Annotated in this window: 20 protein-coding genes; 9 read left to right on the top strand and 11 right to left on the bottom strand. The window is 64.8% G+C overall.

Features of this window, described 5'->3' with window-relative positions:
• Window positions 1-23 precede the first annotated feature (23 nt).
• From N2604_RS23190 to N2604_RS23180, 3 genes are all read right to left on the bottom strand, one after another.
• On the bottom strand, window positions 24-380 hold the full coding sequence (locus N2604_RS23190; protein ID WP_260370515.1) for a hypothetical protein: 357 nt from the start codon (window positions 378-380) through the stop codon (window positions 24-26).
• 220 nt (window positions 381-600) lie between these two features.
• Window positions 601-1,485, bottom strand: a complete 885-nt coding sequence (locus N2604_RS23185) for a DUF2147 domain-containing protein (protein ID WP_260370514.1) — start codon at window positions 1,483-1,485, stop codon at window positions 601-603.
• 169 nt (window positions 1,486-1,654) lie between these two features.
• Window positions 1,655-2,437, bottom strand: a complete 783-nt coding sequence (locus N2604_RS23180) for a transporter substrate-binding domain-containing protein (RefSeq protein WP_260370513.1) — start codon at window positions 2,435-2,437, stop codon at window positions 1,655-1,657.
• 114 nt (window positions 2,438-2,551) lie between these two features.
• Between N2604_RS23180 and N2604_RS23175 the strand changes: the two genes are divergently transcribed.
• The gene (locus N2604_RS23175) at window positions 2,552-3,049 is read left to right on the top strand and encodes a DUF1993 family protein (RefSeq protein ID WP_260376293.1); all 498 of its coding nucleotides are present in this window, start codon (window positions 2,552-2,554) and stop codon (window positions 3,047-3,049) included.
• A 3-nt stretch (window positions 3,050-3,052) separates the two neighbouring features.
• Here N2604_RS23175 and N2604_RS23170 read toward each other — a convergent pair whose 3' ends face one another.
• From N2604_RS23170 to N2604_RS23145, 6 genes are all read right to left on the bottom strand, one after another.
• A complete protein-coding gene (locus N2604_RS23170) occupies window positions 3,053-3,544 on the bottom strand; it encodes a hypothetical protein (protein ID WP_260370512.1) in 492 nt (163 codons plus the stop codon).
• A 167-nt stretch (window positions 3,545-3,711) separates the two neighbouring features.
• Window positions 3,712-4,701: a hydroxyacid dehydrogenase gene (locus N2604_RS23165; protein ID WP_260370511.1), complete on the bottom strand. Its 990-nt coding sequence runs from the start codon at window positions 4,699-4,701 to the stop codon at window positions 3,712-3,714.
• Between the two features lie 35 nt (window positions 4,702-4,736).
• A complete protein-coding gene (locus tag N2604_RS23160; RefSeq protein WP_260370510.1) occupies window positions 4,737-5,837 on the bottom strand; it encodes an ABC transporter ATP-binding protein in 1,101 nt (366 codons plus the stop codon).
• Window positions 5,838-5,857: 20 nt separating this feature from the next.
• Window positions 5,858-6,769, bottom strand: coding sequence for a carbohydrate ABC transporter permease (locus N2604_RS23155; RefSeq protein WP_061881679.1), 912 nt, complete (start codon window positions 6,767-6,769; stop codon window positions 5,858-5,860).
• Window positions 6,769-7,707 carry a carbohydrate ABC transporter permease gene (locus N2604_RS23150; protein WP_260370509.1) on the bottom strand — a complete coding sequence of 313 codons (939 nt, stop codon included), beginning with the start codon at window positions 7,705-7,707 and terminating at the stop codon, window positions 6,769-6,771. The genes N2604_RS23155 and N2604_RS23150 overlap by 1 nt, the downstream gene beginning before the upstream one ends.
• Window positions 7,708-7,832: 125 nt before the next feature.
• Window positions 7,833-9,173 carry an ABC transporter substrate-binding protein gene (locus tag N2604_RS23145; protein WP_260370508.1) on the bottom strand — a complete coding sequence of 447 codons (1,341 nt, stop codon included), beginning with the start codon at window positions 9,171-9,173 and terminating at the stop codon, window positions 7,833-7,835.
• Window positions 9,174-9,648: 475 nt separating this feature from the next.
• On the opposite strand from N2604_RS23145, the gene N2604_RS23140 reads away from it, so the two are divergent.
• The gene (locus N2604_RS23140) at window positions 9,649-10,464 is read left to right on the top strand and encodes a Spy/CpxP family protein refolding chaperone (RefSeq protein ID WP_260370507.1); all 816 of its coding nucleotides are present in this window, start codon (window positions 9,649-9,651) and stop codon (window positions 10,462-10,464) included.
• A gap of 112 nt (window positions 10,465-10,576) precedes the next feature.
• Window positions 10,577-10,954 carry a response regulator gene (locus tag N2604_RS23135; protein WP_036012398.1) on the top strand — a complete coding sequence of 126 codons (378 nt, stop codon included), beginning with the start codon at window positions 10,577-10,579 and terminating at the stop codon, window positions 10,952-10,954.
• Window positions 10,955-10,989: 35 nt separating this feature from the next.
• On the opposite strand, the gene N2604_RS23130 is transcribed toward N2604_RS23135, so the two are convergent.
• Both N2604_RS23130 and glk read right to left on the bottom strand, forming a co-directional pair.
• Window positions 10,990-11,202 carry a hypothetical protein gene (locus N2604_RS23130; protein WP_197955322.1) on the bottom strand — a complete coding sequence of 71 codons (213 nt, stop codon included), beginning with the start codon at window positions 11,200-11,202 and terminating at the stop codon, window positions 10,990-10,992.
• A gap of 143 nt (window positions 11,203-11,345) precedes the next feature.
• A complete protein-coding gene (gene glk / locus N2604_RS23125; protein WP_260370506.1) occupies window positions 11,346-12,317 on the bottom strand; it encodes a glucokinase in 972 nt (323 codons plus the stop codon).
• Window positions 12,318-12,585: 268 nt separating this feature from the next.
• On the opposite strand from glk, the gene pncA reads away from it, so the two are divergent.
• The 6 genes from pncA (at window position 12,586) to N2604_RS23095 (ending at window position 19,578) form a co-directional block, all read left to right on the top strand.
• The gene (pncA, locus tag N2604_RS23120) at window positions 12,586-13,212 is read left to right on the top strand and encodes a bifunctional nicotinamidase/pyrazinamidase (protein ID WP_260370505.1); all 627 of its coding nucleotides are present in this window, start codon (window positions 12,586-12,588) and stop codon (window positions 13,210-13,212) included.
• A 16-nt stretch (window positions 13,213-13,228) separates the two neighbouring features.
• Window positions 13,229-14,344, top strand: a complete 1,116-nt coding sequence (locus N2604_RS23115; RefSeq protein WP_260370504.1) for an alpha/beta fold hydrolase — start codon at window positions 13,229-13,231, stop codon at window positions 14,342-14,344.
• A 142-nt stretch (window positions 14,345-14,486) separates the two neighbouring features.
• Entirely contained in the window at window positions 14,487-16,520 is a 2,034-nt protein-coding gene (locus N2604_RS23110) for an NAD(+) synthase (RefSeq protein WP_260370503.1), read from the top strand.
• Between the two features lie 31 nt (window positions 16,521-16,551).
• Window positions 16,552-16,944 carry a GrlR family regulatory protein gene (locus N2604_RS23105; protein ID WP_260370502.1) on the top strand — a complete coding sequence of 131 codons (393 nt, stop codon included), beginning with the start codon at window positions 16,552-16,554 and terminating at the stop codon, window positions 16,942-16,944.
• 92 nt (window positions 16,945-17,036) lie between these two features.
• On the top strand, window positions 17,037-18,308 hold the full coding sequence (locus N2604_RS23100) for a DUF1236 domain-containing protein (protein WP_260370501.1): 1,272 nt from the start codon (window positions 17,037-17,039) through the stop codon (window positions 18,306-18,308).
• A gap of 454 nt (window positions 18,309-18,762) precedes the next feature.
• Window positions 18,763-19,578, top strand: a complete 816-nt coding sequence (locus N2604_RS23095; RefSeq protein WP_260370500.1) for a sugar phosphate isomerase/epimerase — start codon at window positions 18,763-18,765, stop codon at window positions 19,576-19,578.
• Window positions 19,579-19,594 lie beyond the last annotated feature (16 nt).

Genomic DNA, 19,594 nt, shown 5'->3' with positions numbered 1-19,594 from the left:
CCGCTTGTCCGGGACACGGAAGCTTACATCCGTTCCGCCGTCCACGTGCCCGTGCACATCGCGCCGCGCCAGGTGCCGGAGCCGGACGCGCCGCTGAGCCGGCCGAAGCCGACGGCACGCTTGATGCCGGTGCTCAAGGTGACGTTGACGTTGCCGGCCTCGGCGACCCGGCCCGACGCCGTCACTGCGGCGCTGCTCGAGGCGATCTGACCGTTGTTGATCCCGATCGCAACAGTCGCACCGTTGCCGCAAGCCTGGCTCGAAGAGGCAATGCGGACATTCCATGCGCCGTCGAAGCTGCTCGTCGCAGCGCCTGCCTGTGTCAGCGGGAAGGCGATGGCGACAATGATGGCGAAAAGGCCCTTGCGAAATCCAGTCATGACACGCCCCTGCGGTTGAAGATGCGGGGATCGTGACATCGACGAGGAAGCGGCGATGTGAGGGCTGTCACGTGCGCAGCAGGCTCTGTGAGAAAGCGCACGCATTTTCTGCCGTCATTCCGGGGCGGCTCGTAGAGCCGAACTACGGTGCGCAATTGCGCACCAGAGCTCACGCTTCGCGTGCCCCGGAATGACTCGGAATGAAACGGCTTGGGCGAGCTTAGTTCGCCCGCGTCCAGGTCTGGCCGCCGCAGAACATGCCGCCGAAGGCGCAGCCCTGCACGCGCAGCCGGTCGGTGCCCTTCATGGCAATCGTCGAATCGTAGGTCGAGCCCGAGTTGGGATCGAGGATGCGGCCTGACCATTTCTGGTCCTTGCCGGGCTTCATGTTGATCAGCACCTGCTCGCCGTTCTGGTTCGACTTGCTGTCGACCGAATAGCCGCAGAGGTTGGTGCCGCATTGCTCGATGCGGACCTTGCCTTCCTTCTCCTCGGTGAGCCAGACGCCGACCGGCGAATTGAGATCGCGCGTGGGCGCAGCCGCCGGAGCAGGGGGCGCGACGGCAGCCTGAACGGGAGCGGGGGCAGGCGCCGCGGCGGGCGGCGGAGGTGGCGCCGGCGGAGCGGCAGCCACGGTCGGGGCGGGCGGCGGCGCCACGGCGGGCGCAGCCTGCTGCTCGATGGGAGCAGGAGCCGGAGGCGGCGCAGGCGGCGGCACAACGGCCGTTTGGGCCGGCGTGGTGGCAGCGGTCGTGGCCGCCGGGGGAGCCGCCGGCGGCGGTGCGGGTGGCGGAGTTGGAGGCGGTGCGACGGCGGCAGCCGCGGGCGCCTGCACGGCTGCGGGCGGCGCAGCAGGAGCGGGAGCGGGAGCTGGAGCCGGAGCAGCCGGTGCTTGCGGGTCGACCGTGGCCTGCTGCGGCGCCGTTTCGTTCTTCTTGGCCTTCTTCTGCTTGCTCTGGCCAGTGTTGTCGTAGACGCCGGGGATCTGCACCGTGCCGCGGTCGGGATCGATGCGGATGGTGCGCCCGCCATATTCGAAGGTGTACTGTGCCTGCGCGGCGGTGCTCGCCAAAAGGAATGCGGCCGTGGCCAACAGCTTCCTCATTTCCGTCTCCTGAACAGGTGGTCCCCGCACCAACGCTTACGCGCCGGCTCGACTGCAAAAAGTGATCTAGATCACTGTTGTTGCTGTGAGTCGTCTTCCGGCGGTTCCGGGTTCAATAGGCCCGGAGCGGGTCCAAAGTTTGACCGGGCAAGCGACAGGAGGACGCGGCCTAGTCGAACCAGGCCGCGTAGATCTTCCTGTAGGTGCCGTCTTCCATCGTTATGTGCAGCCATTGGTCGACGAAGGCCTTCAGCGCCATGTCGCGCTGGATCCAATAGGCCTTCTCCGAAAAATCGAACGGCTTTTCCGGATGCACCGCGCAGAGCACGCCGGCGTGCTGCTTCTGCTGGTAGCGAGTCTCGGAGGCGTCCGTCATCATCAGATCGGCATTGCCCTTGGCGATCTCGTCGAAGATCACGGTGTTGTCGGGGAAGACGGTGATCTCGGCCTCCTTGATGTTGGCGCGGGCGAAGCGCTCGTTGGTGCCGCCGGGATTGACGATGATGCGGGTGCCTTTCTTGTCGATGTCGGGCAGCGTCTGGTACTTGCCGACGTCGGCGCAGCGCGCGATCGGCGTCTTGCCCTCACGCATGATCGGTGTGGAGAAAAGGCCTTTCTTCTGGCGATCGAGCGTCACCGACACGCCGCCCATGGCGATGTCGAACTGATCGGCTTCGAAATCCTTCATCAGCTTCGGCCAGGCCGTCGGAACGAATTCGACCTTGACCCCGAGCGCCTTGCCGAGCGCTTCCGCCATGTCGACGTCGAAGCCAGAGAACTGCTGCGTGGTCTTGTCGAGATAAGTGAACGGCTTGTAGTCGCCGGTCATGCCGACGCGCAAGCTGCCGCGCTTCATGATCTCGTCGAGGCGCGAGGGCGCCGCCTGCTGGGCGTGGGCCGAAAGGTTCATCAGCAGCGCCACGGCCAAAGCCGCTAAAACTCGAACGGTCATCTCTTTTCCACCCATGCCCGAGCTGTCATTGTACAGCTCCTCTGACCTGGATTTAGACCAGATGCCCGTCGCTGGCGAGGCAGAATTGAAAGGAAGCTTGGGGTGACGATCTCGATGTACGAGGCCTCCGTTGATCTCTTCATGCCCTATTTGCGCAACCTGTCGGCGCTGCTCGACAAGGGCGTCGCTTATGCGCAAGGCCGGAAATTCGACCCGGCGATTCTGCTCGGCATGCGCCTTGCGCCGAACATGTATGACCTCGCCCAGCAGGTCGGCAAGGCCTGTCGCCATGCCACGGTCGCGCCGGCCCTGCTGGCGCGGTGCGAGCCGGTGGCGCTGCCGGCGCTGGAGCACGACATGGCCGGGCTGCAGGCGCGCATCGCGACGTCCATCGAGTTCATCGAGAGCCTGCCGCGCGGGGAGATCGATGCGGCGGCAGAACGGAATGTCTTCTTCAGATTGAAGAACGGCACCGAGCTGCCCTTTACCGGGCGGACGCTGCTGCTGACGTTCAGCGTCCCGCAGTTCTTCTTTCACGTCACCACCGCCTACGACGTTTTGCGGCACGCCGGCGTCGAGCTGGTGAAGAAGGATTATCTGGGGAGGAAGTGAGGCCTACGCTTCGCCCTTGCGCTCGTAGTCGGCAAGCGAGCTGCGGCCGGCGATCTCGCTGCGCAGCAGCTCGAAGCGCCGCTGCGCCTCGTCTTCCTGGGTGTCGACGAAGCGCACCGCGGCCTCGCTCGTCATCGGGCCGCTGACCACGGGTGCGGACTGCTCGCCGATGGTCTCGTGGACGTAGTACTGGCCGTCATCGCCGCGATGCACCGTCCACTTCAGACGGATCGCGACCATGGGTCCCGGACCGACCTTGCTGTAGCCCTCGGCATCGGTGTGCTCGGGCACCAGCGGCTGCTCCTCGACTACGGGATGCTCGTCGATCACCGGATGCTCGTCCACGATCGGCGGCTCGTCCGACGCGATGTGCTCACGCTCTCCGGCGACCACGATTTCGGTCTCGGTCTGGCGAATGACGAGAACGGGCTCGGGATGCTCCAGAATGCTGGCGATGGTCGCCAGCGCGTGGTCGGTCGGGTCGATCTCTGACAAGGGTCCATCCTCCAGCTCGCCGCGCCGGCCAGTCTGTCCCACCGCCGTCGCGTTTCAAGCCCATTACGCGCGTTTGATTAAGGCTGAGTTGGGGCCCGATCTGCACCAAAATGGGACGCTTTCTGGCGTTCCGAAGGCGGGCGGACGAGCCGACGATCGCCCTGATGTCAGCCCAGCACGTCCTGGTTGATGACGTTCTGGCGGATGGGGTCGCCGTCCAGCACGCTCAGGATATTGCGCGCGGTCTGCTCGCTCATGCGGCTCACCGCCTCGACCGTGACGCCGGCCACATGCGGGGCCATGATGACGTTGGGCAGCGCGAACAGCGCGTTGCTGACCGGCGGCGGCTCCACCTCGAACACGTCGATGCCGGCGCCGGCGAGCTTTCCGGAGGTCAGTGCGTCATAGAGCGCCGCTTCCTTCACGATGCCGCCGCGCGCGGTGTTGATGAGGTAGGATCTCGGCTTCATGCGGCCGATCCTGTCAGCATCGAACAGGCCGACGGTCTGCGGCGTCTTCGGGCAGTGGATGGTGACGAAGTCGGCGTGAGGCAGCGCGGCGTCGAGGTCGGTGACCGGCTCGCATCCGGCCGCCTTGATGTCGGCGGCGTCCTTGTAGGGATCGTAGACCTGCACCTTCATCTCGAACGCCAGGCAGCGCTTGGCGGTGCGGCTGCCGATGCGGCCGAAGCCGATGATCAGCACGGTCTTGCCGTAGAGGTCGAACGGCAGCATGCCGAGGCGGTCGGCCCAGGTGCCCTCCTTGACGCAGGAATGCAGCTCCTGCGCGCGCTTGGCCAGCGTCAGCATCATGAACAGCGCCGCTTCCGCAACCGACGGCGAGTTGGCGCTGCCGGCGACCATCAGCGGCACCTTGCGGCGGGAGAGGGCGGGCACGTCGACGGCGTCGTAGCCGACGCCGATGCGGGTCACCACCTTCATGTCGCGGGCAGCCTCGAGCTCGGTCTCGCCGAAGGCGGTGGCGCCCAGCGCCACGCCATGGACCGGCGCATGGCTCTTCAACAAGGCCTCGAAATCCTTCGCCGAGATCAGGTTCGGAAACTCGACGAGCTCGATATCGTCCCGCTCGGTGAGGAGGGCACGTGCCCCTTGCGACAAAGTTTGTGTAACGAAAATCTTCTTCTTGTTGGTCGCCATCGCTCCCCTGCCTGCGCTTTTCTTGGATCGCGGCGTCACAACACGACGCCGGTCTCCTCATTTAGCAGGTGCATGTTGTTGAGGTCCATCGCCAGGCGCATGGGTGCCCCGTCCTTGGCGCCGGCATTGGGATTGACGCGGCCGCAGACCGGCGTGCCGTCGAGCCCGAAATAGACCAGCGTCTCCATGCCCATCGGCTCGGTGACGTCGAGCACGGTGTCGAAGGTCTCGACGCCGGGCTCCAGATGCGCGTGCGACTCGGTGAGATGCTCGGGCCGGAGGCCGAGCAGAAGCTTGTCGGTGCGCGATACCGCGTTGTAGCGCGCGGCACGGGCCGGCGGCAGCGGGAAGGCGATGCGGTCGGTGAGGCGGAGCTGGAGCGAGCCGCCGACATCCTCGAGCCGGCACGGGATGAAGTTCATCGCGGGCGAGCCGATGAAGCCCGCCACGAAGCGCGTCGCCGGCTTGTGATAGAGTTCGTTCGGCGTGCCGATCTGCTCGATGCGGCCCTTGTTCATCACCACCACGCGGTCGGCCAGCGTCATCGCCTCGACCTGGTCGTGGGTGACGTAGACCGTGGTGGTGCGCACCTTCTGGTGCACCTTCTTGATCTCGATTCGCATCTGCACGCGGAGCTTGGCGTCGAGATTGGACAGCGGCTCGTCGAACAAAAATACCTTGGGGTTGCGCACGATGGCGCGGCCCATGGCGACGCGCTGACGCTGGCCGCCGGAGAGCTGCTTCGGCTTGCGGTCGATCAGGTCGGTGATGTCGAGGAGGCGGGCGGCTTCCGTTACCCGCGCCTTGATCTCGGCCTTGGGATAGTGCTTCAGGCGCAGCCCGAACGACATGTTCTCGGCGACCGTCATGTGCGGGTAGAGCGCATAGTTCTGGAACACCATGGCGATGTCGCGGTCCTTCGGCGGCACGTCATTGACGACGTCGCCGCCGATCATGATGTCGCCGTCGCTGATGTCCTCGAGGCCCGCGATCATGCGCAGCGTGGTCGACTTGCCGCAGCCGGAGGGGCCGACCAGCACGATGAACTCGTGGTCGGCGATGTCGAGGTCGATGCCGCGCACGGCTTCGACATCGTCGTAACGCTTGACAACCTTCCGCAAAGCAACGTCAGCCATTGAACTTCAGCTCCTCGTCATCAACCCTTTGTCGCGCCGGCGGTCAGGCCGGCAATGTAGTAGTCCATCAGGAATGCGTAGATGATCAGCGGCGGCGCAGCGCCGAGCAGCGCGCCGGTCATGATCTGCCCCCAGTTGAACACGTCGCCCTTGATCAGCGTGGTGGTGATGCCCACGGGCAGCACGAGCTGGTCGACCGACGTCGTGAACACCAGGGGATAGAGGAACTGCGCCCAGGACACCGTGAAGGCGAAGATGGTCGCGGCGATCAGCCCGGGCAGCGCGACCGGGATGAAGATGCGTGTCAGGGTCTGCAGCCAGGAGGCGCCGTCGATGAGCGCGGCTTCATCAAGCTCCTTCGGGATCGAGGCGAAATAGCCGATCATGATCCAGGTGCAGAACGGCACCGTCAGGGTCGGATAGATGAACAACAGCACGTACCATCTGTTGAGCAGCGTGATGCCGGTGTAGTCCTGGACCAACGCCAGCATCTTGAACAACGGAATGAACAACAGGCTGTCCGGGATGAGGTAGGTGAGGAAGACGCCCGTCGCCAGCGTCGTCGAGCCCCAGAACTTCATGCGTGCCAGCGCGAATGCCGCGGGAACGCTGATCAGCATGGTCACGAGGACGACCGCGAGCGAGACGATCGACGAGTTCCAGAAGAAGCGCAGGAACTGATTGGAGGTCAGGAGCTCGACATAGTTCGACAACGTAGGGTGAAACACCCACCAGGGATTGGTCGCCGCCGATATCTCCGCGCTGCTCTTGAGCGAGGTGATCAGCATGTAGATCGGCGGCGTCAGGAAGAAGATCGCGAACAGCACCAGGAAGAAATAGGACCAGCGCAGCGCCCAGGCGCGATCCCGGCTCATGCTGCCATACTTGACCTTGCGCGACGGTCCGGCCTTGTCGATTGCAAGCGTGCTCATCAGGCTTCATTCCCGCGTTTGGAGACATCGCGCAGGATAAAGATCGCTGCGATGGCGAGGATCGGCACCATGAACAGCGAGACGCTGGCGCCGAGCGGAATGTCGCTGCCTTCGATGCCGACCTTGAAGGCCCAGGTGGCGAAGATATGCGTCTGGTCGAGCGGGCCGCCCGAGGTCAGGATGCGAACGATGTCGAAATTGGCGAAGGTCACGATCAGCGAGAACAGCGCCGTGATCGCGATGATGTTCCGCATCATCGGCAGCGTGACGTACCAGATCTTCTGCCACCAATTGGCGCCGTCGATCGCCGCGGCCTCGTAGAGCTGGTCCGGCACCGATTTCAGCGCGGCCAGATACATGATCATGAAGAACGGCGCGCCGTACCAGATGTTGACGAGGATGACGGAAAAGCGCGCCCAAACATTGTCGCCGAGCCAATTGATCGGGCCGATGCCGAAGAATGAGAGCGTGTAGTTGAAGGCGCTATAGGAGGGATCGAACAGCCACAGCCAGGCCAGCGTGCTCATTGCGGGCGGGATCACCCAGGGCACCAGCAGCATGCCGCGCCATTTGCGCTGCCCCTTGGCCGGAATGTTGTGCACGAAGTGGGCGACGATGAATCCGATCAGCGCCTTGAAGAACACGGCCGTGACGGCGAAGATGCAGGATTGCTTCACCACCATCCAGAAGGTGTCGCGCTTGAACAGGAACAGGAAGTTGCCGAAGCCGACGAACTTCTGCATCGACTTGTTCAGCGTCGCGAGATGGACGGAGTAGACGGCGGGATAGAGCACCAGCAGCGCTATCAGCAGGATCAGCGGCAGCGTCAGGAAGAACGCGACCGTCGATTTTCGTCCCAGGACGTTGCGGAGGCTCTTCGGCTTGCGCGCGCGGGCCGCACGGACCGCTTGACCTTGCTCAACGACGACATCGGCCATGGTGTAGCTTTCTCGGAAATTGTCGACTGGCGAAGCCGGCCCGATCGGCCGGCTTCCTCGATTGGCGGCACGCGATGCGTGGCGGCTCACACCTCGAGCGTGAACCGCCTGGCACACGCCCGGCATCAACTCCGCATGAAGCCCTCGCACTCGCCTTCGGCCCAGGCGAGCGTGGCCTCCATCTTTTCGCCCTGCGAATAGCGCAGCGCCATCTTGGTCAACGTCGCCTGGAAGTAGATCTGCTGTGCGATCTTGGGCGGCGCCGGAGACGCCGCGATCGACAGCGTCTGATGGTTGTTGGGGTTCGGATAGTGATACAGCGTCCCCTTCGGCGGCCCTTCCTCCGCCCAGGTCTTCAGCGTCGTCATGTTGGCGTAGGCGGGCAGATCGTAGCCGCCGCTCGCCGCGACGAACTTTTCGATCGAGGACGGCTGCGACAGGTAAGTGAGGAGGCTCTTGGCCGCTTCCTTGTTCTTGCTGAAGCTCCAGAGACCCCAGAAGTACGGCAGATAAGGTGCGAAGCGGCCCTTGGGCCCGGACGGCATGCCGTGCGTCCAGCACTGCTCGGCGATCTGCGGCGCGTCGCGCCTGGCAACCGCCCAGGCGCTCGGCGGATTCAGGATCATGGCGCCGCGGCCCGAGATCAGCCATTTGTTGTTCGAGGCATCGTCCCAGGACGGAGCGTCCGGCGGCAGGAAGGCGATCAGCTTCTTGTAATATTCGAGCGCCTGACGAACGGCATCGGTCTTCACCGTGACGTCGCCCTTGGCATTGACGAGCTCGGCACCGAACGACTGGAAGATCGCGCCTGCCGTGTCGACGCTGTCGGTGGTTTCGCCGAGGCCGATCCCGAACGGCACGCCGCCCTTGTGGCAGGCTTCGGCCGCCTTCAGGAAGGTCTCCAATGTCCAATTGTCCGCCTTTGCGGGCGCGCCGGCCGGATACATCTCCTGCACGTCGATGCCGGCATGCTTCTTCATCAGATCGATGCGGGAGCAGGGACCCTTGATCTGGCTGCCGGGGATTGCGGGAACGGCGAGCCACTTGCCGCCGGCCTGGCCGAGATATTTGACGGTGCCGTTGACCTCGCCGTTCTGCTTGATGAGCGGCTCCATGACGTCGTTCACCGGCTCGAGGCTTTCGGCGTAGGCGTGCGGCCACCAGGTCGGCATCTGCAGGATGTCGTGGCCGGATTTCGCCTGCGCCTCGGCTGCGACCGTGAGCTGGATCTTGTTGTTGTTGCTGGTGATGTAGTCGATCGAGACTTCGACCTTCTCCTTTTCGCCCCATGCTTTGACCATGGCGGTGGAGGCGTCGTTGGCACCCGGCACCCAATGGTCCCAGAAGCCGATCGAGAGCTTGCCGGCGGCGTAAGCGCCCCGGACATAGGGCGCCGAGATCAGCGCCGCGGAGGACATTGCAGTGGCAGCCACAAATTGACGTCGCGTCAGTGTCTTGCGTGACATCTCGTTTCCTCGCTTGGGTGTTGTTGTTGGAGTTTCCTCTGAGACTTCTTTCTTGAGTTCTTGTTGCTCGGTTTTCTTATTGGTGCCGTCAGCCCGCGTGGGCAATTCACGCCTGCCGCAGCAAATTGGTAGCGCGATCAGATCATGATTGATCGCGTCTGTCGAGAAAGCCGAATGGCTTCGCGTCTAAAACTAATGGTGTGTCCGGAAACGTCGCAACGTGTGGCGAGGCGGTGCGACGCAGGCGCGGAGCACGGTGTTTTTTGCGACGCACACTTTGCGCCAAACGGCCTCAAACGCTGCCGTGCGCATTTACGCCGCAGTTTCGCATGAACCTGGATAAACGCTTCGCATGAAAGACTTTTCGGGCGTGGACAGCAATCGGCCGCGTCTGGACCTCGAAGCGGCGGAAACGATAGAGTTGCGCCTAGCGGCTGACTCCCGCTGATAGGCCAGATCGATGATGGAGACGAGAATGATCAAACCGGCGCCACCAGCGCGGCTTCACCTGCGTCGATGCCTGGCGCTGGGGTCTGTGCTCGCGCTGTTGCTCGGGGCCGCCGCGGTGGCGAATGCTCAAGGTCTCGTCAAGGGCGTTCAGGAAGGCGCGGCCGCCGGAAACAAGGCGGCAGGTCCGGTCGGTGGCGTGCTCGGTGGCGCCATCGGTGGCGTGGTCGGCGTCTTCACCGGCGTGCTCGGCGTCGGCAACAGCGGCAATCAGGCGCCGCCGCCCAAGGAGGCCGGCAAGGAGGCCGGCAAGGACGCGGCGAAGGATTCCAAGCAGCAGGTCGGGGCCAAAGACAAGGACAAGGATGCCAAGAGCGCCAAGGGCAAGGGCGCCAAGGCGACCAAGGAGGCGAAGAACGCGCCGCAGGACAACAAGGGTAGGGACAATAAGGAAGTCACAGTTCTGACTCAGCCCGGCGCGCCGCAGCTGACCGCCGAGCAGATCGTCGCCAACAGCGATTCCTACATCGAGCGGATCAAGAGCGAGCTGAACCTCACGCCGGATCAGGAGAAGCACTGGTATGGCTTCTCGAGCGCGATGCACTACCTCGGGCATAATGGCGCAGAGCGGCTCAACCTGCGGATTGCACGCGCCAAGCGCGATCCGCCCGACGACATCATCGAGCAGATGCGCAACGAGGCCCAGTTCCTGATCGATCGCGCCGCCGATCAGCGCAACGTCGCCGATGCCGCCGAGCCGCTGTTTTCGAGCCTCGACGACAAGCAGAAGCAGGTGTTCATCCAGGAGATGGTGCGCCTCAGCCACGAGCGTGCCCTGGATTGATCAAGTTGAATCGGTTCGGGCGCGTGTGAATTAACGGCGCCCGCCACGAATTCGTGTATCTACAGCGCAATTCGGTTATGCTTAGCTTCGCAAGGCTGATTGCGGGGTTGATATGGCGGACGGACTCTCCGTTTTCCTGGTCGAAGACGAGGCGTTGATCCGGATGATGATCGCCGACATGGTGGAGGAACTCGGCCACCACGTCGTTGCGGAAGCAGACAATGTGCGCGACGCCAGCGCCTTTGCGATGACCGCGCAGTACGATCTGGCCATCCTCGACATCAATCTGATGGGCGTCTATGTCGACCCTGTCGCCGACCTGATCGAGCGTCGCGGAAAACCGTTTCTGTTCGCCACAGGCTACGGTCCGGAACTGCTGCCGTCCTTGCTCCGGCGCAGGCCGATCCTGCGCAAGCCGATCGCGATGGATCAGCTCAAGGCGATGATCGATTCGATGTTTCCCGAGCCGTCAGCCACCATCCCGAGCTGACCGATTGCGCTTTTGGCGCGAGGCTGAAGAGGGGATCAACCGGCAGGGTTGCGGCCGTTCCTCAGCACCGTGGCAATGGTGTGAGCCGTCATGGCCGCGCGGTCCGAAGCGCGCTGGGCAGCCAGCTGGTCGCGGGCCTTTTCCTCGATCAGGAGCTCGATGAGCGCCAGCCGCTTGTCTTCGCTGTCCGCTTCGCGCAGCAGCCGGTGATAGCGGTGATAGTCGAAACCCGAATCTTGCTTACGCATGTCACGCCCCCGCAACTACGCCACACACACGAGTAGATTGTTTCCCATCGGGAACACGCAGGCAAGCACGGACCTGCGTGGAACCGCAGGCGCGCTGCAATCATCAGTTGTGCATGACGGGCACTCGCCGCGCGGAGGTCGCCCTAGCCAGGATTGTGCTCGGCAAACATCGTCAGGCCGAGGAAGCTCGCGTCCGGCTTGATCACGAGCCTGGTCGGGATGTTGCGCAGATAGTCCTGAAACCGTCCCTTGGCTTCGAAGCGCGCCCGGAACGCCGAGGCGGCGAGGAACTCGCGGAAGCGCGGCACGATTCCGCCGGCGACATAGACGCCGCCGCGGGCGCCGAAGGTCACCGCGAGATTGCCGGCGACCGAGCCGAGAATGGCGCAAAACATCTCCAGCGTCGCGCGGCTCACCGGACAGCTGTTCTCCAGCGCAGCCTTGGTGATCGCGGCGGCATCGCGATGCGGCACCTGAACGCCGTCGATCTCGGCCAGCGCCTCGTAGAGGTTCTGCAGCCCGGAACCTGAGAGGGCGCCGCGCTCGATCGAGACATGGCCGAGGCGCTGCCGCAAGCAGGCGATCACGCGCTCCTCGCGCTCGTTCTCCGCCGGCAGGGTCGCATGTCCAGCCTCCGTGACGACGGCCAGCCGCGAACCATGGCGGTCGACCAGGCAGGAGACACCAAATCCGGTTCCGGGACCAACGACCAGCAACGGCTCGCCAGGCAAGCCGTCGCCGCCGCCGAGCGGGACCAGGTCGGCAGGCTCCAAGGCGGGCAGGGACCAGGCCACCACCTCGAAATCATTCAGCACATGGACGCTGTCGAAGCCGAGCGCGGGCTGCAGCTCGTTGCCGTCGATGACCCAGGGGCTGTTGGTCATGACACAGCGATTGTTGGTGACGGGACCGGCCACGGCCAGCACCGCGCGATGGGGCTGCTCGCCGTTCGACCGGCGCGCCAGCACGTCCGCGATGGCTTCGCGGACGGTCGGGAAGTCCGCGACCTTGACATAGTCGATCGGTCCGGTCTGACCGCTCGGGCTCAGCGCGAAGCGCGCATTGGTGCCGCCGATATCGGCGAGAAGAATTTTTCCGGTCTTGCCGATATTCATGGCCTCATCGCCGCCACGACCTTCAGGCCCTGGCAGCCCTGTCCTCCGCTCCTTCGACCCGATCCGCCTGGAGCGGGCGATGCGAGAATCTGCCCTTGAGTGCGCCTAGTCAACACGAACGAGCTCAAACCGTTGCATCGTGGCGGCCTACGGTGACCAATTCGCGCAGCTGGCGCGCGCGCCAGGTGGTTGCGAAGCAGCGCGGGAAGGCCGACACTGAGGTGGCTCGCCCGGCGACCTCGCGCCCGGCAGATCGAAAGGGACGGCGATGAAGATTTCCGACCGCGACGTGCTGCTGGTGATCGACGTGCAGAACGACTTCTGCACCGGCGGGGCGCTGGCGGTGCCAGGCGGCGAGAAAGTCGTGCCCGCCATCAATCGCATCGCCCAAAAATTCGCCAATGTGGTGCTGACGCAGGACTGGCATCCGAGCGACCACGCCTCGTTCGCCCCGAACCATCCCGGCAGGCAGCCGTTCCAGACCATCGAGCTCGACTACGGACCGCAGGTGCTCTGGCCGACGCATTGCGTGCAAGGCACGGCCGGCGCGGAATTTCATCGCGATCTCGATGTGACGCAAGCGAGCCTCGTGCTGCGCAAGGGCTTTCGCCGCGGCATCGATTCCTATTCGGCGTTGTTCGAGAACGACCATCGGACCTCGACCGGATTGCTTGGATATTTGCGCGAACGCGAGCTGAAGACCGTCTTTGTCGCCGGTCTGGCGCTGGACTTCTGCGTCCGCTTCTCGGCGGAAGATGCGCGCAAGGCGGGACTGGAGGTGGCGGTCATCGAGGATGCCTGTCGCGGCATCGATCTCGACGGCTCGGTCGCGGCGACCCATCGGAGTTTTCGGGACCTCGGCATTGCTGTCGTGAGCCTCGAGGCGTTTTTGTGAGGATGTCGAGGTAGCCATGGTGGACAAGACCGCCAAACCGCCACGCGCGCCAGGGCAGGCTCCTGATGATCCGCGGCTCTGGCCGTTTGCGGCGGCGCAGCTCGCCATGGATGCCTGCTTCTGGTGGCTGGAGCGGGCACCCGAGAAACAGGGTGACAGCAGCCTGCCATGGACGACGCCGAGCCGCGTTGCGCTGGAGCTCGCAACGATGCGGCTGCGCGATTGCTCGCAGACCCGGTCCGGCCAGCCGGCGCTGGTCTGCGCGCCCTATGCGCTGCACCGGGCCCTGATCGCCGATTTCGCCCCAGGCCACAGCGTGGTGCAGTCGCTGCAAAATGGCGGCATCGACCGGGTCTATCTCACCGACTGGCGGTCGGCGACGCCGGACATGCGCTATCTCTCGATCGACAGCTATCTCGGCGATCTCAACGTCGCCATCGACGAGATCGGCGCGCCGGTCGATCTGGTCGGGCTCTGCCAGGGCGGATGGCTGTCGCTGCTCTATGCCGCGCGCTTTCCAGCCAAGGTGCGGCGCCTGGTCCTGGTCGGTGCTCCGGTGGACCTGTCGATCGAGTCCTCGCTGTCCCGGCTCGCCCGTAACGCGCCCGAGCTGGTCTATGACCAGCTCGTCGCGCGCGGCGGCGGCAATGTCAGCGGCGAGGAGATGCTGCGCTTCTGGTCCAAAGCGCCTGACGACGACGATATCGTGGCGGCATTGCAGCGGGATCTCTCGGATGAGCAGGGCACCGAGCTGCTCGCGCGCTTCGACCGGTGGAACGCCGAGACGCTCAACCTGCCGGGCACTTATTATCTCGAGATCGTCAACGCGATTTTCCGGGAGAACCGGATCGCCGAAGGCAGTTTCGTCGCGCTCGGCCGCCCGATCAATCTGAAGGACGTCAAGGCGCCGATCTTCCTGCTCGCCGGGCTCGACGACGATGTGGTGCCGGCGACGCAAGCGCTCGCCACCGCCGGGCTCGTCGGCACGCCACCCGCGTTCATCGCGGCGGCATCCGAGCCCAGCGACCATCTCGGCCTTTTCATGGGCGCGCGCACCCATGCGCATGCCTGGCCCCGGATCGCCGGGTGGCTGCGCGGCGATCTGCCCGGCGTGCTGGCCCGCAGCGCCTGAGCTCGCCGGCACTGGACCGGCCGGGGCGCAAATCCGTTATGGATGATGGCGGATGGCCTGCACGGGGCCAGATCGATGGGCTACATATGACCGGAGCCGACGGCGGCGGCCGCCGGCAAGAGACTTAAGGGTACTGCGCTCGATGACTTTCCACTCGATTTACGCCCACGGATTTGCGCGCGTGGCGGCCTGCGTGACCACCTCTCACGTTGCCGATCCCACGGCCAACGCGAAGGCCGTCCTGGCGGCGGCCAATGCCTGCCATGAGCAGTCGGTCGCGGTCGCGGTGTTTCCCGAGCTGTGCCTGTCCGGATATGCGATCGAGGACCTGGTGAAGCAGGATCCGCTGCTCGATGCGGTCGAGCGCGGGCTCGCAGGGATCGTTGCGGCCTCCGCGGGACTGATGACGGTCCTGATCGTCGGGGCGCCACTGCGCTTTGGCAATCGCATCTACAATTGTGCTGTCGTCATTCATCGCGGCAACGTGCTCGGCGTCGTGCCGAAGTCTTACTTGCCGACCTACCGGGAGTTCTACGAGGGGCGGCATTTCGCCTCCGGTGCCGGCATCGCCGGTGAAACCATCGCCTTTGGTGGGCTGCACGCGCCGTTCGGCGTCGATCTCTTGTTCGCGGCCGAGGACGTTCCAGGCCTCACCATCGGCGTCGAGATCTGCGAGGACATGTGGATCCCGGTAACGCCGGCCTCGGAGCTTGCGCTCGCGGGCGCGAGCGTGCTGATCAACCTCTCGGGCAGTCCGATCACGATCGGCCGGGCGCGCTCGCGCGCACTGCTGTGCCAATCGACCTCGGCGCGCTGCCTCGCGGCTTACGTCTATTCCGCAGCCGGGGCCGGGGAATCCACCACCGATCTCGCCTGGGACGGCCAGACTTCGATCTACGAGAACGGCGTGCTGCTGGCCGAGGGCGAGCGGTTCCGCCAGGGCGGCCAGATCACGCTGGCCGATGTCGATCTCGACCTGCTCAGGCAGGAACGCGCGCTGATGGGAACGTTCGACGACAACAGGCGGCAGCGCGAGGCATTTTTCCGCAAGGTGACATTTGCCCTGAAGCCGCCGGCAGCCGATATCGGCTTCCTGCGCAAGGTCGAGCGCTTTCCGTTCGTGCCGAGCGATGAGAGCCTGCTCGAGCAGGACTGCTACGAGGCCTACAACATCCAGGTTGCCGGCCTCGTGCAGCGCATGCGCGCCACCGGCACCAAGCGCGTCGTCATCGGCGTCTCGGGAGGGCTCGATTCCACCCATGCCCTGATCGTCGCCGCCAAGGCGGTCGATCTGCTCGGCCTGCCGCGCGAGAACATCCTGGCCTACACCATGCCGGGCTTTGCCACCGGCAGCGAGAGCAAGACCAACGCGCTCGCGCTGATGAAGGCGTTGCAGACGAGCTGGCAGGAGCTCGACATCCGCACCACGGCGACGCAGATGCTGAAGGACATCGGCCATCCCTTCGGCAAGGGCGAGAAGGTCTACGACGTCACCTTCGAGAACGTCCAGGCAGGCCTGCGCACGGATTATTTGTTCCGGCTCGCCAACCATCACGGCGGCATCGTGATCGGGACCGGCGATCTCTCCGAGCTTGCGCTCGGCTGGTGCACCTATGGTGTCGGCGACCAGATGGCGCATTACAACGTCAATGCCGGCGTGCCGAAGACACTGATCCAGCATCTGATCCGCTGGGTGATCTCCTCGAAACAGTTCAGCGACGACGTCAACCGGACGCTCGGCTCGATCCTGGTCGCCGAAATCTCACCCGAGCTCGTGCCGGTCGAGGCCGGCGAGAAGCCGCAGAGCACGGAAGCGTCCGTCGGACCTTACGAGCTGCAGGATTTCAACCTGTTCTATACGCTACGCTTCGGCATGCGGCCGTCCAAGATCGCCTTCATGGCGCTGCAGGCGTGGAAGGACGTTGCCAAGGGCGAATGGCCGCCGGCATTCCCGACCGACCGGCGCAGAGCCTATGATCTGCCTGAGATCCGCCGCTGGCTGGAGGTGTTCCTGCGCCGCTTCTTCGCCTTCAGCCAGTTCAAGCGCTCGGCCATGCCGAACGGGCCGAAGGTCTCGGCCGGCGGCTCATTGTCGCCACGCGGCGACTGGCGCGCGCCCTCGGATTCGAGTGCGGCGGCATGGCTCGAGGATCTCGAGCGGAACGTACCGAACTGATCGGAGCAGCGGATCGGTGGGGGATGATCGGATGTCGGCTGGCGATGAGGCGGAAGCGGGTGAGGAGGCCAGGGTCGTCAACGGCCTCTACATCTTCGACATCGAGATGCGGGACGGCAAGCGCGGGCAGGCCAGGGGCGTGGTCGTGCTCTGCGACGGGCGCATCATGGGCGGCGACAGCTATTTCTACTACACCGGCAGCTACACCTTCCGGAACGGCAAGTGGCGGGGCGACATGATCGTCAATCAGCATACCGAGGCGGTCGGCAGGACGCTCGCATTCGGTGGCAGGGAGGTTACCTGCGGCTTTTCCGGAAGCTATTTCCCCGGCGGTGCGGAAGTCGAAGGCATGGCGCTGGTCGGCAAGACCAGCGTGACGTTCACGGCGCGACTGACGCTGAAGGATGCGATGATGGCGACTTGATCGGCTCGCTCCACGACTGCGTTCCTGCTCAGGAACCTTCGCACGGACAGAACGTTCGCGTTTGTTGTTGCGAATTGTCGAGGAGAGGGACCATGCGTCAACATTTGATGTTATCGACTGCGGCCATCGGACTCATGCTGGCGTCCGGTCTTGCCTACGCCCAGGCGCCCGGCGAGCGCAGGGATGAGCCGAAGCGGACCGAGGAACCGGCCAAGGGCGCTGCGCCGCAGCGCGGTGGTGCGGCTCAAGACCGCACTCAAGACCGCGCGCAGGGCGCCCAGGAGCGGCTCCAGGGTGCCGGTCGCGAAGACAGGGGCGGCGCAGCCAAGCACGAGGCGAACGACGACAAGCGCCAGCCGGCGACGGCTTCGGAGCGCGATCAACCGAAGGCAAGGGATCAGGCACAAGAGTCGCGCGAGCCTTCGCGCGATCGCAATCGGGAGGCCGAGAGTGCGAAGCCCGGGCGCGATGCCGGCAAGAGCAGTGCGGAAACCAAGCAGGACAAGGCAGCGCCGCAGAAATCAACCGCCGAATCCGAGAAATCCAAGACGGGCCCGACGACTGGCCGGGCTGGTCAGCAGAACGAGCGCACGGGAGCTACGGCCAACCAGAACGAGCGCAACCAGGCCCAGCCGCCGCGCAATGCCGCCGAGCAGCAGCCGCCGGCACAACAGAACAACAGGCCGGCCACCGCGACGGATACCAACCGCACGCCTCCGACCAGCAATGCACAGACCGCGCCCGGATCCACGGGCACGCAATCAAATCAGGCCAACCAGACCACGCAGACCAACACGCAGGTCAATCAGCAGGCCCAGGTGACGACCGAGAGGCAGGTGCGGATCTCCGAAACGGTAAGCCGCGCGCGCCTCGCGCAGCCGGAGCGCAATCTGAACATCTCGATCCGGGTTGGCGAGACCATTCCCTCGCGCGTGCGTCTCCACCGGCTGCCGCCCGAGATCGTCTCGATCGAGCCGCAATACCGCGGCTACGAATACTTTGCCACGGATGACGACGTCGTCATCGTGGAGCCGCGCACGCATCGCATCGTCAGCCAGGTGCCGCGCGATCCGTCGCGCGCCCGCGCGCAGATGGGCGGCGGCGCGTCGTCGAGCATGGCGGCGGCCGGCGGAAGCAATGTGAACTGCCAGATCATGCGGCGTGACGCCTCGGGCAATGTCGCCCAGGCGGAACCTTCGACCGTTGGCTCGACCGCGCGCACCGACTCCCTCAGCGTGACGGTTCAGATGCCCGGCGGCGGCTCGTCGGCGCCGATTGCGCTCAGCGCTCCCGCGGGCAACATCGTGGTCGCGACCCAAGGGCAGGGCGACTGCACGGTGACGATCGAGCCGCAGACGCGCTGAGTGCGCAAGACGACACAAAAACGTCAACGCGCCGCCCGGCTGATTCAGCCGGACGGCGCGTGATCACGTTCGATGTCGAAAGTTTCGAGGTCCGGAGTGCCTAGGAGTCCGGACCTCGTCACCTTGCCCCAGCCTTCAATCCCCCGCCCCATGTGGTCCCCCAACCCCATGTAGCGCGATCAGAGAGTGATGCCCGTGGAAGTGGCCGCCGATCGATGTCCCGCGATGTACGCGAAGGTCGGCTAGGATTCCATTCCGGATCACTACGGACACGATAGCGCTTGCCATGTGCCCGTTCGGCATCGCTATCGAGCGATCGCTGCTGCGTTACTCGCAGCGCGCGCGGGCAGGATGTCCACATCTCGTCCGCGCTGCGTAAGACGCATTTCACGGGCCTGTCATTGAACTGGTCTAGCGCTGCTCTCCGTCATCGCTGACGACGAAGGAGCATGCCATGTCGAAACCGGTGCTGGGCGCCGCATTGTCCATCAAGTCGATTCCTGCGCATCGCGACTGGCTTCTCGAAAAGCAGCGCGATCTGGAAATCCAGGACTTCTTCCGCGCCGATCTGCTCGACAGCGACTGGCGCGCAACCGCCGGCGAGATCAAGCAGATGCTTTCCGGTCACACCGGCCGGCTCGGCATCCATGGTCCGTTCTGGGGTTTCAAGATCGACAGCCACGATCCGATGATCCGCCAGGCCGTGACCAAGCGCCTGCTCCAAGGCCTTGAGGCCGCCGAGTTCCTCGGCGCGACGCAGATGGTGATCCATTCGCCGTTCACGACCTGGGACCACAACAATCTCGACCTCTATCCTGACAACCGCGCCAATATCGTCGAGCGCGTCAAGGCGACGCTGGCCGAGGTGATCGCGCGTGCCGAGACGATCGGCTGCGAGATCGTCATCGAGAACATCGAGGACAAGGATCCGCGCGATCGCGTGCGCCTCGCCAAGGCGCTGGAAAGCAGCAAGGTCCGCGTCTCGCTCGACACCGGACACGCCAATTACGCCCACATCTCCACCGGCGCGCCGCCGGTCGACTATTACGTCGAGACCGCAGGCGACATGCTGACGCATGTGCACCTGCAGGACACCGATGGCTTCGTCGACCGGCACTGGGCGCCGGGCGAGGGCAATATTCCCTGGGTCGCCGTGTTCCGCGCGCTTGGCCGGCTGACGTCGAACCCAAGGCTGATCCTCGAACTCCGCAATCACGACGACGTCCGCAAGGGCGCGGCGCATCTCGCCGCCCTCGGTCTCGCCGAATAACCGCAATCATAAAGGG

This window comes from Bradyrhizobium sp. CB1015 (genome assembly GCF_025200925.1).
Lineage (GTDB): Bacteria > Pseudomonadota > Alphaproteobacteria > Rhizobiales > Xanthobacteraceae > Bradyrhizobium.
Note: the sequence above shows the minus strand (reverse complement) of the source record. Positions and strands in the feature narration are given on the sequence as shown.

What these genes read in the sequence shown, in the direction of transcription:
- N2604_RS23190 (WP_260370515.1), bottom strand. Translation starts at nt 380, where the DNA reads ATGACTGGATTTCGCAAGGGCCTTTTCGCCATCATTGTCGCCATCGCC.
- N2604_RS23185 (WP_260370514.1), bottom strand. Translation starts at nt 1,485, where the DNA reads ATGAGGAAGCTGTTGGCCACGGCCGCATTCCTTTTGGCGAGCACCGCC.
- N2604_RS23180 (WP_260370513.1), bottom strand. Translation starts at nt 2,437, where the DNA reads ATGACCGTTCGAGTTTTAGCGGCTTTGGCCGTGGCGCTGCTGATGAAC.
- N2604_RS23175 (WP_260376293.1), top strand. Translation starts at nt 2,552, where the DNA reads ATGTACGAGGCCTCCGTTGATCTCTTCATGCCCTATTTGCGCAACCTG.
- N2604_RS23165 (WP_260370511.1), bottom strand. Translation starts at nt 4,701, where the DNA reads ATGGCGACCAACAAGAAGAAGATTTTCGTTACACAAACTTTGTCGCAA.
- N2604_RS23160 (WP_260370510.1), bottom strand. Translation starts at nt 5,837, where the DNA reads ATGGCTGACGTTGCTTTGCGGAAGGTTGTCAAGCGTTACGACGATGTC.
- N2604_RS23155 (WP_061881679.1), bottom strand. Translation starts at nt 6,769, where the DNA reads ATGAGCACGCTTGCAATCGACAAGGCCGGACCGTCGCGCAAGGTCAAG.
- N2604_RS23150 (WP_260370509.1), bottom strand. Translation starts at nt 7,707, where the DNA reads ATGGCCGATGTCGTCGTTGAGCAAGGTCAAGCGGTCCGTGCGGCCCGC.
- N2604_RS23145 (WP_260370508.1), bottom strand. Translation starts at nt 9,173, where the DNA reads ATGTCACGCAAGACACTGACGCGACGTCAATTTGTGGCTGCCACTGCA.
- N2604_RS23140 (WP_260370507.1), top strand. Translation starts at nt 9,649, where the DNA reads ATGATCAAACCGGCGCCACCAGCGCGGCTTCACCTGCGTCGATGCCTG.
- N2604_RS23135 (WP_036012398.1), top strand. Translation starts at nt 10,577, where the DNA reads ATGGCGGACGGACTCTCCGTTTTCCTGGTCGAAGACGAGGCGTTGATC.
- N2604_RS23130 (WP_197955322.1), bottom strand. Translation starts at nt 11,202, where the DNA reads ATGCGTAAGCAAGATTCGGGTTTCGACTATCACCGCTATCACCGGCTG.
- glk (WP_260370506.1), bottom strand. Translation starts at nt 12,317, where the DNA reads ATGAATATCGGCAAGACCGGAAAAATTCTTCTCGCCGATATCGGCGGC.
- pncA (WP_260370505.1), top strand. Translation starts at nt 12,586, where the DNA reads ATGAAGATTTCCGACCGCGACGTGCTGCTGGTGATCGACGTGCAGAAC.
- N2604_RS23115 (WP_260370504.1), top strand. Translation starts at nt 13,229, where the DNA reads ATGGTGGACAAGACCGCCAAACCGCCACGCGCGCCAGGGCAGGCTCCT.
- N2604_RS23110 (WP_260370503.1), top strand. Translation starts at nt 14,487, where the DNA reads ATGACTTTCCACTCGATTTACGCCCACGGATTTGCGCGCGTGGCGGCC.
- N2604_RS23105 (WP_260370502.1), top strand. Translation starts at nt 16,552, where the DNA reads ATGTCGGCTGGCGATGAGGCGGAAGCGGGTGAGGAGGCCAGGGTCGTC.
- N2604_RS23100 (WP_260370501.1), top strand. Translation starts at nt 17,037, where the DNA reads ATGCGTCAACATTTGATGTTATCGACTGCGGCCATCGGACTCATGCTG.
- N2604_RS23095 (WP_260370500.1), top strand. Translation starts at nt 18,763, where the DNA reads ATGTCGAAACCGGTGCTGGGCGCCGCATTGTCCATCAAGTCGATTCCT.